The organism is Agriterribacter sp. (assembly GCF_035444585.1).
Lineage (GTDB): Bacteria > Bacteroidota > Bacteroidia > Chitinophagales > Chitinophagaceae > Agriterribacter.
Map to the genome: position 1 here is coordinate 38,968 of NZ_DAOMOZ010000005.1, position 15,267 is coordinate 54,234.

The 15,267-nt window shown below is 43.3% G+C and carries 6 protein-coding genes; all 6 read right to left on the reverse strand.

Going from position 1 to position 15,267, the window contains the following annotated elements; genetic code table 11:
- Positions 1 to 150 precede the first annotated feature (150 nt).
- The gene (locus PLH26_RS01020; RefSeq protein WP_324584110.1) at positions 151 to 2,574 is read right to left on the reverse strand and encodes an ABC transporter permease; all 2,424 of its coding nucleotides are present in this window, start codon (positions 2,572 to 2,574) and stop codon (positions 151 to 153) included.
- A 418-nt stretch (positions 2,575 to 2,992) separates the two neighbouring features.
- On the reverse strand, positions 2,993 to 5,377 hold the full coding sequence (locus PLH26_RS01025; RefSeq protein ID WP_324584111.1) for an ABC transporter permease: 2,385 nt from the start codon (positions 5,375 to 5,377) through the stop codon (positions 2,993 to 2,995).
- Between the two features lie 224 nt (positions 5,378 to 5,601).
- Entirely contained in the window at positions 5,602 to 8,034 is a 2,433-nt protein-coding gene (locus PLH26_RS01030) for an ABC transporter permease (RefSeq protein ID WP_324584112.1), read from the reverse strand.
- A 130-nt stretch (positions 8,035 to 8,164) separates the two neighbouring features.
- On the reverse strand, positions 8,165 to 10,576 hold the full coding sequence (locus PLH26_RS01035; RefSeq protein ID WP_324584113.1) for an ABC transporter permease: 2,412 nt from the start codon (positions 10,574 to 10,576) through the stop codon (positions 8,165 to 8,167).
- Between the two features lie 82 nt (positions 10,577 to 10,658).
- Positions 10,659 to 13,055, reverse strand: a complete 2,397-nt coding sequence (locus PLH26_RS01040) for an ABC transporter permease (protein ID WP_324584114.1) — start codon at positions 13,053 to 13,055, stop codon at positions 10,659 to 10,661.
- Between the two features lie 349 nt (positions 13,056 to 13,404).
- Positions 13,405 to 15,267: ABC transporter permease (locus tag PLH26_RS01045; RefSeq protein WP_324584115.1), on the reverse strand; the 1,863-nt coding region annotated here is incomplete at its 5' end.

Below are 15,267 nucleotides of genomic sequence, written 5' to 3' on the forward strand. Positions count from 1 at the left end.
TCAGCGATTTCTAATTTACAAATTCCTGTATTCGGATACGATGTTTCTTTCATCGCATGTTGGTTGTTTTATTTTCAAATTTTCACTTTTTCAAATTTTCAAATAATCCGCGATCTGACGCTCCTTCGTCGCGTACCGACCGCTATCATTTTATTCTGTGCGCAACGATTTCACCGGGTTGGCCACCGCTGCTTTGATGGCCTGGAAGCTGATCGTAAACAAGGCAATGAGCATGGCTAAAGCACCAGCCGCTAAAAATATCCACCAGTCAATATCTATCCTGTAAGCATAGCCCTGCAGCCAGTTGGTCATTATCCACCAGGCAAAAGGAAATGCAACAATACAGGAGAGTAAAACCAGTTGGAGGAAATCTTTGGACAGCAGACCTGCAATGCCTGAAACACTTGCACCCAGCACTTTGCGTATGCCTATCTCCTTGGTTCTTCTTTCGGCGGTATATGCCGCAAGTCCAAACAGCCCCAGGCATGAAATAATAATGGTTAACGCCGCAAACACCTGCGACAACCTGCTGATCAGCATTTCATTGATGAACATCTGGTTGAACTGATCATCAACAAACCTGTATTCGAAAGGGTAGGCGGGGTTGTGTTTTTTCATTACGGCTTCTATTTTCGCCAGAGCCTGCTCTGTGTTTGCCTGCACTTTTGTACGCAGGTACAGCAAGCTTGTAACCTGTGGTATACAATAAAATATCACCGGGTCTGATTTGCCATACATGTTGCCATACACATAATCTGCTACCACGCCGGTTACTTTCAGGTTGTAATGTTGGTTTTCTCTTTGACCCGGAACCTGTAGTACTATACCCAATGCGCTTCCTCTGGTGATCAGCTTTGCCAGCGATTCTGTAATGATAATGTTGAACAACCGGTCAGGATATTTTGGCCCGAAATCATTCCCCATCTCCACCACGTCTGTTGATCTGAAGTCTCTTCCTTCATTGATATGCATACCTGTAACGGATATGAATTCGGGGCTCACCAATCGTTGTGAAATAAGAATATTGCTGTTGGGGTCTTTGCCCGGCCATGTAATATTGCCGGTATTGTTCCCGTCGTATATCGTTTCATGATCAGCGAGGGCCGCATTTTCGATTGCACCGGTAGCTATTAAATCGTACTTGATAGCGGAGAAGTTTTTCAGCATATCTCCCTGTAACCTCATCTGTAACAGGTTGTCTTTATTAAAACCGAGGTTCCTGGTTTTTACATGCTGAATTTGCCGGTAAATGATGATCGTTCCGATAATGAGCACGATGGAAACAGTGAATTGCGCTACTACCAGTCCTTTTCGTATAAAAGCAGCGCTGCCCGTTTTTAGTTTTATTCCTTTTAAAACAAATACCGGGTTAAACGATGATAAATACAGGGAAGGATAGCTGCCTGCTAACAGTCCGCATATCAATGTAACGAATAATAATGCTCCTATATGAACGGGATGATGTAAGCCCAGCGAAAGATCCTTCTGCACCAGGGCGTTAAATGCAGGCAATGCCAAAGACATTAGGATAACAGAAACCGCTGCAGCAAACGCCGCCATGCACAATGCTTCACCCATAAACTGGCCGATCAGTCTTTTTCTTCCTGAGCCCAGCACTTTCCTTACGCCTATTTCCCGCGCACGTTTTTCGCTGCGGGCCGTGGCAAGATTCATAAAATTGATGCAGGCAACGAAAAGAATGATCCATGCAATGATCGTGAACAGGCGTACATATTGTATTTGGCCTCCACCGGTTAGATTGCCATTATCAAACTGGTCGTATAAATGCCAGTCGTTCATGCTGAATAGGAATGCATGCACTACAGATTGTTCTGACTGCTGCTTTTGCCTGATATAATCGTATAGCTTTTTATTTACTGATGTCGGATTGCTTCCGGGCCTGAGCTCCACATAGGTATTGAGACAAAAATTTCCCCATGTCTGCGCCCAGGGGCTTTGCTGGTAAAAAATATCAAAAGGCGACAGCCATTCAAATTTCAGGGAAGAATTTTCGGGCAGATCCTTCAAAACACCTGTTACCACATAGTTCTGCTTATTATCCACCCTTACTGTTTTTCCCAGCACATTATTTTCATTGCCAAAGAACTTTTTGGCGGTCTTTTCTGTGATGACCAGGGAATGCAATTGTGAAAAAGCGCGCTTTGCATTGCCCTGTACAAAAGGCAATGTAAACATGCTGAACAATGAAGACTCTGCGTATTTCCCTGAAGCATATACCGGTTTATCTCCTATGGTAAAAAGCAGGGAGGTCTGATCTTCTGTTACCCGGCAGGCATTTACAATTTCAGGAATATCTTCCTGCAAAGCCGGCCCCATTACTCCCGGGGTTGAAGAAAAAGTAGCGGCGTACGTGTCGTAAAGCTGGTTTACCCGAATAATGTATAATTCATCTTTCTTTGCATTAAAGCTGTCGTAATTCACCTCATCCTCCACCCATAAAAAAATAAGGCCGGCGCAGGCGATGCCGGTTGCCAATCCGAAAATATTGAGGAAGCTGTACGTTTTATTCTTCCTGAGATTTCGAAAGATCGTTTTAAAAAAGATATGTAGCATGGAGAGTGTTTAGCTGTAATGAAACGTTGTGATTTCATGTTCCAATACCTGTGCCAAGCATGTAAGTTACTATAAACAAACACTTTAGGAATGTGCATTTAAAGAAAGCGTCCGAAAACGGACGGTGCCTGTTGCATTGCCGTACATGGCTCACCCACCGGCAACGGCCGGCTATTCATCACATGCTCAGATTATACCCTCGGTCTAACACTCCTTCGTCGTGTACCGAATTGTAAGCTTTGAGCCATCAGCTTTCAGCAATTAATGTCTTTACATTAATCCGCGATCTGACGCTCCTGCGTCGCGTGCCGACCGCTTTCATTTTCACATTCCGCTTTTCTCACCATTTTCAAATTTTCAAATTACCACATTTTCAAATTAACTTATTCCGTTCTCAAGCACTCTTTGAGAGCCGTAGCTATTCGGTTCGAAGGCTTTTCACAGGGTTTGCCATCGCTGCTTTGATTGATTGAAGGCTAACGGTGATCACAGTAATAAATAAAGCTATCAGCGCAGCAACAGCAAATACCTTCCAGCTTATACTTATCCTGTAATCATAGTTGGTAAGCCAGTTGCTGAGGTAGTAATACGCTACCGGTGCGGCTATTATACACGACAAACCCACGAGCAATATAAATTCTGTTGACAACAGCTTCCAGAGGTTAACCACACTTGCACCAAGCACTTTCCGGATGCCTATTTCCTTTGTTCTTTGTTCTGCTACAAAGCTTGCCATTCCAAACAAGCCCAGGCAGGAAATGAAAACAGCGAGTATGGCAAAATAAGATGAGAGCCTGCCAATGCGTTCTTCGGCAATGAACTTTGAACCAAAATCCTCGTCCACAAATTTGTAATCGAAAGGTACATCCGGAGTGTATTTTTTGAACTGCTGTTCAATCGTTTTTAAGGAAGAAGATGCGCTCCTGTGCGAATTTAACCGGATGATCAAATTGAACATATTATCCAGCTCGCCTACGTGATACAGGGTTGGGCGTACGGGATAGAAAGGAGACTCCTGCATAATATCCTTAATTACGCCAATGATGGTGAACGGGTGATCGTTCCATTTTAAGATCTTTCCCACAGGGTTGCTGAAGCCCAGGAATTTTGCGGCTGATTCGTTGATGATGAATGCAGCAGAATCTGTGGCAAATGCTCTTGAAAAGTCGCGCCCTTCTTTTATTGTCCATTTAACCGTTTTACCATAATCGTATGAAACATTATTATTGGGGAAATCAACTGCAAGATTAGGATCTTTACCTTCCCAGTCAAAGCCGCCATTGGTATTCCATACACCCGTAAGCGGGCTGTTTGAAGCGGTCATTTCTTCAATAGCGCCGGCATTCTTTAATTCCGTTCTTGTGGCATCAAAGTGTTGCTTTATCTCTTTTTCAAGGCCCATATTGATCAGCCCGTTGCGGGTATAACCAATAGGTCTGTCTTTTGCATACTGTATCTGCTGGTAAACGATAATGGTACCGATGATCAGCATTACCGACACCGTAAACTGCAGCACCACCAACACCCTTCTCGGGATATTTGCCCCTTTTCCAACCCTGAATGTGCCCTTTAAAACTTTCAATGGCTGAAATGATGAAAGATAGAATGCGGGATAGCTGCCTGCAAGCAGTCCTGTTATAAAAATGAATACAATGCTTGCGAGCCAGAATACAACATTGCCCCATGGCATGGCCATTTTTTTGCCTGCTACATCATTGAACAATGGCAACAGCAAAGCAACCAATATCATTGCAAATACAAATGCCAGCAGTACCACTACATACGACTCAGTAAAAAATTGCCTTATTATCTGCCAGCGCATGGAGCCGATGGCTTTGCGTATACCTACCTCTCTTGCTCTTTTCTCGCTCCTTGCCGTACTGAGGTTCATGAAATTGATACAGGCAAGTACGAGAACGAAAATGCCGATGATGCTGAACAGCCATACATAACGGATATTGCCACCTGTGTTTACGCCGTTTTTAAACTCACTGTGCAGGTTCCATTTGCTCATGGGCTGCAGAAACACTTCCCATTTGTATCTTTTTTCATCGGCGCCAACATTGTCCAGTTTTACATTTTTGATCTTCGCGGAAACCTTCTGCATGTCGGCATTGCCGGCAACCTGAACGAAAGTTTGTGAGAAATTGCTGCCCCAGGGATTTTTCATTTGTTTGACCCACGGATTTTGAATGAGCCACAGCTCCCATGGCATTATAATTTCCAGTTCACGGAATGAAGTATTATCGGGCAGATCTTCATATACACCTGTAACTTTCACATCGAGGGTTCTGTCGAGCCTGATGGCTTTGTTCATCGGGTCTTCATTGCCAAATATAGCTTTGGCAGCGGAGGCAGAAAGCATGATAGAATAGGGATCTTTTAAACCTTTTCTTGTGCCTTTCAACATTTTGAGGGTGAGCATATCGGGGGCATCGGCTTCAAAGAAAATACCTTTTTTGGTGAAATTCCTCTTGCCTGCTGAAAGCAGGTGACCACCCTGCCACGATGCCTGTACCACATATTTAAAATCACTGCCGTATTTTGCTCTTATCTCAGGTCCCATCAAAGCAGGATTGGCTGTTTGTGTTGCTGTTTCGCCATTAAAGTTGGCATGTTGCATTACCTGTGCAATGCGGTCATAATTCTCATGATATTTATCGTAAGACAATTCATCATATACCCACAAGCCGATCAGTATGGCTACAGCCATACCTGCTGCCAGTCCGCCAATGTTAATAGCGCTGTAACCTTTGCTTTTAATAAGATTACGCCATGCAATTTTGAAAAAATTTTTAAACATAGAAGTTGATTTCTGATTTAAGCTGTGGGCTTTGAGCCGTGAGCTTTCAGCAATTAAACTTTTTTAATCGCGGTCTGACGCTCCTTTGTCGCGTGCCGACCGCTATATTTTCACGTTACCGCTTTCCCCGTCATTTTCAAATTTTCAAATTGTCACATTTTCAAATTAATTCGCGGTCTGACGCTCCTTCGTCGCGTGCTGACCGCTGCATTTCTAAATTAATTTCATTCACATCTCAAACTCCCAACCGGATTCGCCACTGCCGCTTTAATCGCCTGGGAACTTACTGTTATCAATGCAATCAAAACCGCAACAATTCCTGCAACCAAAAATATCCACCAGCTTATATTGATTTTGTATGCAAAACTTTGCAGCCATTTATGCATGGCCCACCAGGCGACCGGCGTAGCAATTACAATGGACACAATTACCAACCTGATAAAATCTTTGGACAATAAACTAATGATGCCACTTACGCTTGCACCCAGCACTTTGCGAATGCCAATTTCTTTGGTGCGCTGCTCGGCTGAATAAACCGCCAGCCCAAACAATCCGAGGCAGGCAATGAAAATAGCAAGCGCGGCGAAAGTGGTAAACATACTGCCCGTGCGCTGTTCACCCTTGTACAAATTATTGAAATCCTCATCCATGAAAGAGTAAATAAAAGGTTGCGAACTCATTTGGTCGAATGAATGATACCGGCTTTCTATCTGCGAAAGCAATTGCGGAATATTCGCGCTTTTTATACGAAAAATAAATTGTCCTCCATATTTGGAATAGCGCATCACCAGCGGCTCAGTGGTATAACGCAGCGACCCTGCATTAAAATCTTTGACAACGCCTATAACATGAAATTCCTGTGTCTGGTTCGTTCGCGAATTAAAATCGTATAGCTTAGCATTCAGCGGATCTTTAAAACCCAGTGAACTGACCGCTGTTTCGTTAATGATGATCGCTGACGAATCAGTAGGCATATCCGGTGAAAAATTTCTTCCTTTTACCATTTCCATTTTCAATGTAGGAATGTAGCCCGCATCAACCGCCCAATCCACTAACGTTTGCGTCTGGCTTGCATTCATGGTTGCATCCTTTGAATAGGCATTCCTATTCCAGTTATTTGCAGTAGTGGTAGGAAGATCCTGGGTTAAAGCGCCGGCCACCACGCCGGATAATTGTAAAATCTCTTTCTTAAAAGTCTGCGTGTGTTCGCCGAGTGCATACGCATTGTTCAGCACCAGCACGTGGTCACGATCGTATCCCAGGTTTTTATTCCTGATGTAATTCAATTGCTGGTAGATAACGAGCGTGCCGGTGATGAGGATGATAGCTGTGGTAAACTGGAAGATGACCAGTGCGTTCCTGAGTTTATATCCCCTGACATTTAAAATAAATTTGCCTTTTAGTATTTTGATCGGGTCAAATGCAGACAATATAAAAGCCGGATAAATTCCTGCGAGCAGACCACAGATCAGCGCTACACACAGCAAAGCCGGGAATAGCCACGTATATAAACCGGAAGCCAGGTTAATTTCTTTCCCGGACAGTTGATTCAGCAACGGGATCAATAATATTATTAAAATGACAGAAAAAATAAAAGCTGCCATTGCCGTAAGCAATGATTCAGTTAAGAACTGCTTTACCAAATTTGCACGTCCTGAACCGATTACCTTACGCACGCCCACTTCTTTAGCGCGTCCCGCAGATTGGGCGGTTGACAAATTCATAAAGTTGATACAGGCTATAAGCAGGATCAGCAATCCAATGATCGCTGAAATATACACGTATTCGATATTACCGGAGGATTCTACTTCAGACGATAGCTGTGAGTACAGATGTATTTTCGTGAGAGGAATGCTGGCATATTCAAAATGTCCGCCATTTTTTTCAAGGTCTGAAAAGGAGCTGTGAACCATATTCATCAATTGCGGCTCCGCATATTTTTTCGCTGTTTGTTCCAGATAGTTGTCAAGTTCAGCTTGTGTCGTTCCTTTACGAACGAGTACATAAGTCATAAAGGAATTGCTCAGCCAGAAATTTGATGCAGATGATTCGAGGCTGGCCATAGATTTAATGAAATTAAAATGCAGATGCGACTGCGAAGGCATGTCTTTAATAACGCCTGTAATATTGTAGAGATCGGTATTATCCACTTTAAGTGTTTTGCCAATTACATCCAGGCTGTTAAAATATTTTTTTGCCATAGAAGCAGAAATAATCATCGAATTCGGATTGGATAATGCAGTTTCAGGATTTCCCTTAAGCAGATCAAGAGTAAATACTTTGAAAAGGTTGGTATCAGCAAAAAAGGCATTTTTTTCGATCAACGTTTCATCATCCTTTTTTACGAGCATATCGTTACCGCCCGAGATCCGTACCGTCTGTTCAATCCGGGGATAATTGGTAACCAGGGCATCCGCCATAGGTGCGGGCGTATAATTACTATTAAATCCGGTACCATTAACTTTGATATGAGTATTGACACGATAGATGCGATCGGCCAATTCATTATAGCGATCATACGACAGTTCGTCCAAAACGTATAAGCTGATCAGTGTAAATATTGCCAGGCCCAGGGCAAGGCCGATAATATTAATGGCAGAAAAAACTTTTTTTCTCACGAGGTTGCGCCATGCGATCTTGAAAAAATTTTTAAACATAGAAGGTGATTTCTGATTTGTTGATTTGAGCTATGAGCTTTGGGCTATGGGCTTTCAGCCGTGAGCTTTCAGCAATTAAATTTTTTACGTTAATCGCGGTCTGACGCTCCTTTGTCGCGTGCCGACCGCCTCATTCACTTCGCAATGCTTCAACAGGATTTGCCATCGCCGCCTTTATGGCCTTAATGCCAACCGTTATAAGGGCAGTGGTCAGCGCCAATGATCCTGCGGCAACAAATATCCACCAGCCAATATGAATGCGATAAGCGAAGTCCTGCAGCCAGCGATGCATAAAATACCATGAAAGGGGCGTTGCAATAGCCATTGCTATGGCAACAAGAATCAAAAAATCTTTGGAAAGCAGGGATGTGATATTCAGCACGGAAGCACCAAGCACTTTCCTGATGCCGATCTCCCTGGTACGTCGCGATACAGTAAATGTCATTAAGCCAAGCAGTCCGAGACAGGTAATTAAAATAGCTACTCCGCAAAAAACAGACATCAGGAAACTTAACCGTTGTTCAGCTTTATATTTAATATTGTACTCTTCATCAAGAAAGGAATAATTGAACGGGCGGGAAGGTGCAAATGACTTCCATACTTCTTCAATACGCTTAAGCATCTCCGGCAGGTTGCCGGGAGCAATTTTTAATAGCACTTCTCCAAAATAGCCGGGATGATTGAATAATACCACCGGCTGAATTTGGTCGTGCATGGAGCTGGTATGAAAGTCTTTCACCACTCCAACAATAGATCCCTTACCAGCTAAACCCAATTGTACTTCTTTGCTTATGACATCTTTAGCCCGTAATCTATAATGCCGCAGAAATGCTTCGTTCACTATGAACTCATTGACTGTACTGTCGCCTTTTATTTTTGCAGGATCAAAATTCCTGCCTGCCAGTAAAGAAATCCCCAGCGTTGACAGATAATGATCATCACCGGCTATACCACCTACCACATGCCAGTCGTTTTCCGACGCTGGATTTGCTTTTATGGAAAACCCATTTCCGGTAACGGTTTCAAAAGGCGACCTCCATGTTAGTGAAGCGTCCTGCACGCCGTTTATTTTTTTTAGTGCAGTTTTAAATGCATCCAGGCTTTTACGGATATCCGCATTGCCATGAACCACCAATACATGCTCTTTATCAAATCCTAGTTTTTCAGACTGCATAAACAGCAGTTGGGAACGAACAACAATAGCTCCTGATATCAGTATAATAGCGATAGTGAATTGCAGCACAACCAGGCTTCTTCTTACGCTTATTCCTGACTTTCCTGTTTTTTCGAATTCCCCTTTAAGGGATTCCACTGCCCCGTATTTTGACAGCAGAAATGCAGGATAAAATCCTGCAAGAAGCGATATCGCTACAGTAGCCACAATAATGCACAGCAGGAACTTTGCATTGAAAAGATAAAACGGAATTTCCTTTCCTAAAATATTGTTGAAACGGGGAAGCAAAAGACTTGTGGCAATAACAGAAATGAACATTGCTACTATAACGAGGAGGAATGATTCGGTAAGAAATTGAAAAAACAATTGCCAAAAGCCGGCTCCAATGGCTTTTCGGATACCCACTTCTTTACCCCGGGAAGAGGCTTTGGCCGTAGCAAGGTTAATATAGTTGGAACATGCTATCAGCAATACAAGAACAGCAACGGCTGCGAAAACAGTGATGTATTTCGGGTCAGTTACTATAAATATGTTTTTGAAGTTAAATACCTGCGTATTAAAATGCACATCTTTCAGCGGCTCTAACTGTAAATATGTTGCATTATCAGCAGTTGTTGTTTCACTTTTTGGATCCGGATTTACCCATTCATCTATTTTGTGCGAAAGCGCTGCTTCATTAACACCGGGTTTCAGCAATAAAAAGGTCGTGTAGTTGGGGTTATTCCAAACCTGCCTGGTTTCAAGGCTGTCGAATCCCTTAATGCTGTATAAAGAAGTAACAAAATCAAAATTAAAATGAGAGTTGGATGGAATGTTTTGAATGACAGCCCTGACAGTGAATTCTCTGTCATTGTTGAACAATAATGTTTTACCTACCGGATCTTCCTGCCCGAAATATTTTTTTGCCATATCCTTTGTAATCACAAGTGTGTTCGGATCGCTCAGAGCCATATCCAGGTTGCCGGATATTGGTTTGAAATCAAACAACCTAAAAAAATGAGGATCAGCGTAAGCAAAACCTTTTTCATCAAAAAAAATATTTCCGCGACTGATGGTTTGTGAATACCATCCCGGCAAAAACCGGGTAACATCCTCCACTTCAGGAAATCTCATTTTTAACTGGGGGGCAACAAATACCGGTACTGAAGGAGAAATCGTTTCTTTGGCGCCCATCAGCACATCATAATTTACCCGGTAAATGCGATCTCTTTTTTTGTGAAATGTATCGAAACTCATTTCATAGTAAACAAAGGACAATATCAGCAGGCTGCAGGTAATGCCAATGGTAAGACCAATTATACTGGCGCTTGCATAAAACCTGCTGCTTTTTAAAGCCCTGAATGCTATAATGAAATTTTTTTTAAGCATATAAAAATTGTTAGCGATCAGTAATCTGGTATGCGCTGCATATATCTTTTCAGGCTTTTCATCCGCAATAATATTTATTTCGTCACTCCGTTCGAAGCGATTTCACGGGGTTTGCAACGGCTGCTTTTATGGCCTGAAAGCTTACGGTAAGCAATGCTATAGCCAGAGCCGTTATTCCGGCTATGATAAATACGCTTCCGCCCAGTTCAATCCTGTAGGCAAAATCTTCCAGCCATTTGTTCATTGCATACCATGCAATGGGTACAGCAATGCACAATGCAATGAGTACAAGCTTCAAAAAATCTTTGGATAATAAAATGACGATCCCTGCCACACTGGCTCCAAGCACTTTGCGGATTCCTATTTCTTTAATGCGCTGGCTGGCAGAGAAAGTAGCGAGGCCGAATAGTCCGAGGCATGCAATGAAGACGGCAAGTATGGAAAACAACAAAGCGATCTGGCCCTGTTTTTCTTCCGCTTTATATTGCTTTGCAAAGTTCTGATCAAGGAAACTGTATGTGGCCTGGTTCGTCTTATCAAACCGGCGGTACACTTTATCAATGTAAGCAAGCCCCTGCGGGATTTTACCTTTTGCGATCCGCACATACAGATTGTCTTCATCCGAGGCTGCCGGCGGCATTACCATTACCAGCGGTTCTATTTTATGTTGCAGCGAATAGGTATGAAAATCTTTTATAACGCCAATTACTTTCTTAGGCGCTGTATTTCCATCGTCATCGGATGCTTTCAGTATTTGTTTGCCAACCGGTTCTTTCCACCCTAATTCCCTTACCAGTGTTTCATTGACCAGAACGGAACCGGATTGATCCGCGGGCATGGCATCAGAAAAATTCCTTCCCTCTATTAGTTTTATTTCCATCGTATTTACAAAATCAGCATCTACCATTAATTCCTGTGCTATTTTTGTATGATCCGAAGCAGCACCGTTATTTTCTTCATACTTATATCCATTACCCCCCAGGTTGTTATTGCCGATAGGATTGCCTGCTGCAGCCACGCTTTTTATAAGAGGGCTTTGCAACAATTGTGATTTTAATGCCGGTACCTGATCGCGAACCTTTTTATCATCAATATGAAAAGTGAGCACTTCGTCTTTGTTAAACCCGAGATTGGTGTGCAAGGCGTATTGTAACTGCTGGTAGATAATAACCGCGCCTGCAATCATTACCACTGTAATCACAAACTGGAAAACCAGCAGTGATTTTCGGAATAGTATGCTGCCGGATTGCCTTCCCAGTTCGCCCTTAAGTGCGGGAACGGGCTTAAACCTGGCTAAGAATAAAGAAGGGTAAATACCATTGATGAAGCCTGTCAGGAGCGAAAATGTAATTAAACAAAGGATCGTATTTAAAATACCAAAGCGGTTTGCCGGCAGCTCTTTTGCGGTAAGTTCATTAAACAGAGGAAGCGTTAGTGATACTATAAATGTTGCGATCAATGCCGCAATGCAGGTTACCAGCACTGCTTCTGTAATGAACATGCCTGCAATAGAACGTTTTCCTGAACCTATGGCTTTGCGTACCCCAATTTCTTTTATGCGTGAGGCAGAAAGCGCAGTAGTAAGGTTCATATAATTGATCATCGCAATGATGAGTATCAGCATGGCTATAGCGGCAAAAATATACACCCGGTTAATGTTACCGTTGGTACTAAGCTCGTATCCAAGATTTGAATGCAGGTGAATAGACGTAAGCGGTTGCAACTCCATTTTATAATCGGTAATACCCATTATTTTTTGAATGGTTCCGGCCGCAAAAGCCGGGAGCTTTTTTTCCAGTTCTGTATGATCGGCTCCTTTCTTTAAAAGCAGGTAAGTATAGATGCTGAAATTTTGCCAGTTGTCCGCATCTTCAGCAGGAAAGGGGCGTACTGCGCTAAAGCGCAAATGCGAATTATCCGGAATATCTTTAATGACCGCGGTAACTGTTGCAGGAAAATTTTTGTCAAAATAAATGGTTTGGTTAAAAGCCTTTTCGGCGTTGCCAAAAAGTTTTATGGCGAGACTGTTGGTAAGTACTACAGAATTGGGGTGGGAGAGGGCAGAAGCCGCATTACCGTATAAAAAGTTGTAAGAAAAAATATACAATAAACTTTTATCTGCAAATACGATATCACCCTGCTTTATGCTTTTATCTCCATAGGTAATGATGCCTCCGCCTTCGGTGTTAATTCTTACCGCATCTTCGATTTCAGGAAAAGCTGTTTTCAGTGCAGGTGCAAAGGGAGCCGAGGTCAGGGCCACGTGAATGTTATTATCACTCCACCGCGCGTGTTGCGCTACGCGTACTATTCTTTCGGCATTGGCATTGTAGCGATCGTAACTCAGCTCATCGGCGATGTATAAAACGATCAGCCAAAATGCGGCGAGCCCAAGCGCCAGCCCCAGGATATTGATGCCTGAAAAAATTTTATTTCTCCTGATCGTTCTCAGTGCTGTTGTGAGATGGTTCCTGAACATATGATTGCTTGAAGAATGAGCGGATAAAGCTATTTTTCAAGACCTATGCCACTTTGTAATGCACTGAAATGTAATCACTTATAATCCCTGATCAAAAATGTTGTGCGATAACGGACGGAAAGTGTACGATAACGGACGGTCGGTAAGAGGTTGCAGGTTTCAGGTATGAGGTATGAGTGTCTTGTCCTGAAGATAGGACGAATATTTGAGTAGGAGATATGAGTAGTGAATTCGAATTCCGGATTTCAGACTTCGGATTTTTTGATTTGCGGTTTCCGGGTTTATTCATTTTCACCCGCGGTCTGACGCTCCTTCGTCGCGTACCGACCGCTGCATTTTCAAATTAACCTCATTCTGTGCGCAGTGATTTAACCGGATTGGCCACTGCCGCTTTTATGGATTGATAGCTGATGGTAAGCAGCGCGATCATTACCGATACCAGGCAGGCCATTGCAAACACCCACCATTGAATGCTCACACGGTAAGAATAATCCTGTAACCATTTGTACATGGCCCACCACGACAATGGTGCAGCGATAACAAAAGACACGAGAACAAGCTTTAAAAAATCTTTCGAAAGCAATGCGGTAATACCGGTAACCGATGCGCCCAGTACTTTTCTAACACCGATCTCCTTCACCCGGTTCTCGGCCATATAGGTAGCCAGGCCAAACAATCCCAGGCAGGATATGAAAATAGTAAGCCCTGCGAACAATGCGGCAAGTATCCCCTGGCGTTGCTCATTCTCAAATTTTCTGGCATATTCCTCATCAACAAATTTGTAGTCGAAAGGATATTCGGGATTGTACTTTTTGAAAATGGCTTCGGCTGTTTTCAGGTTTTGCGCAACAGGCTGTTTATCGTTGAGCTTAATGAGCAGGGTCTGGAACCAGTTCGCTTTTGCGCCCATGATGAGCATCGGCCGGATGGGCTCGTAAGGCGAAGTAATGATAAAATCCTTTATTACGCCTATAATATGCCACGATATACCATTGTCTTTTACGGTTTTTCCAAGCGGATCTTTAAATTTCATCACCTTCAGCGAAGATTCATTGATGATCATTCCCGTTGAATCTGTTGGGAACTTTTTAAGATCAAAGTCGCGCCCCTGTACGAATTGCATGCCGGTGGCGGCTCCCAGCCCGTCATCGGCCACATAGCGGTAAAAATCCGTTTTATCATTCGGATCTTTCCCTTCCCATTCCTGGCCCCAGCCGTCGCTCCATACTTCCGTAAGGGGCGAATTGGTTTTTACAACCGATGTGGCTGCCCCGGAAGAAAGCAGCTCGTTTTTAATGAGCCCATAGTTTTTTTCAATATCATTTGTAAAAAAATGGTATACCAGGTTGTTTTTATCATATCCCGTTTCCCGGTTGCGGGCATAATCAATCTGCTGTTTAACGATGATGGTGCAGATGATCAGGATGATGGCGAATGTAAACTGCAGTATTACCAGTATTTTGCGTGGGGTAACCAACGCATGGGCTTTATTAAAAGTTCCTTTGAGTACTTTTACCGGTTGAAAAGACGAAAGGAAAAAAGCAGGATAGCTGCCGGCCAGCACGCCTGTAAATACAATAAAGCTTATACCCGCGAGCCATGTGTTAACATCCGCAAAATCAATGAACAGCTTTTTGTCGGTAAGCTGGTTGTATGCGGGTAAGCTGATCACTACAATGAGAAGAGCCAGCAGTGCCGCCAGGAACGAAAGCAAAATGGATTCTCCTATAAATTGTCCTACCAGGGTTCCTTTGCGGGCGCCCACCACTTTGCGGATGCCTACTTCTTTTGCCCTTTTTTCGCTGCGCGCCGTGCTCAGGTTCATAAAATTGATGCAGGCGATGAGCAGGATAAAAGCGGCTATAATGCCAAACAAACGCACAAATTCAATACGGCCGCGGCCGTCTTCCACGCCGTTGGTGAAGCTCGAATACAACCGCCATTTTTTCATGGGATATATGAACATTTCCCATTTATCCGTGCGGGCCTCTTCATCGTATTTCTGCTTCAACACCTGTAATTTAGGTGCTACGGAAGCCAGTGTGGCATTGGGCTTCAACATTACATAGGTGCGGGTGCTGTTGTTGCCCCAGCTCGAATCATCGCCACCGGTATGCCTTAAATACGACCAGGGTATCAGGTATTCGGAAGTAAATCTTGAATGATTGGGAAAGTCTTTTAAAATACCGGTTACGGTAAAATTATCCTTGTT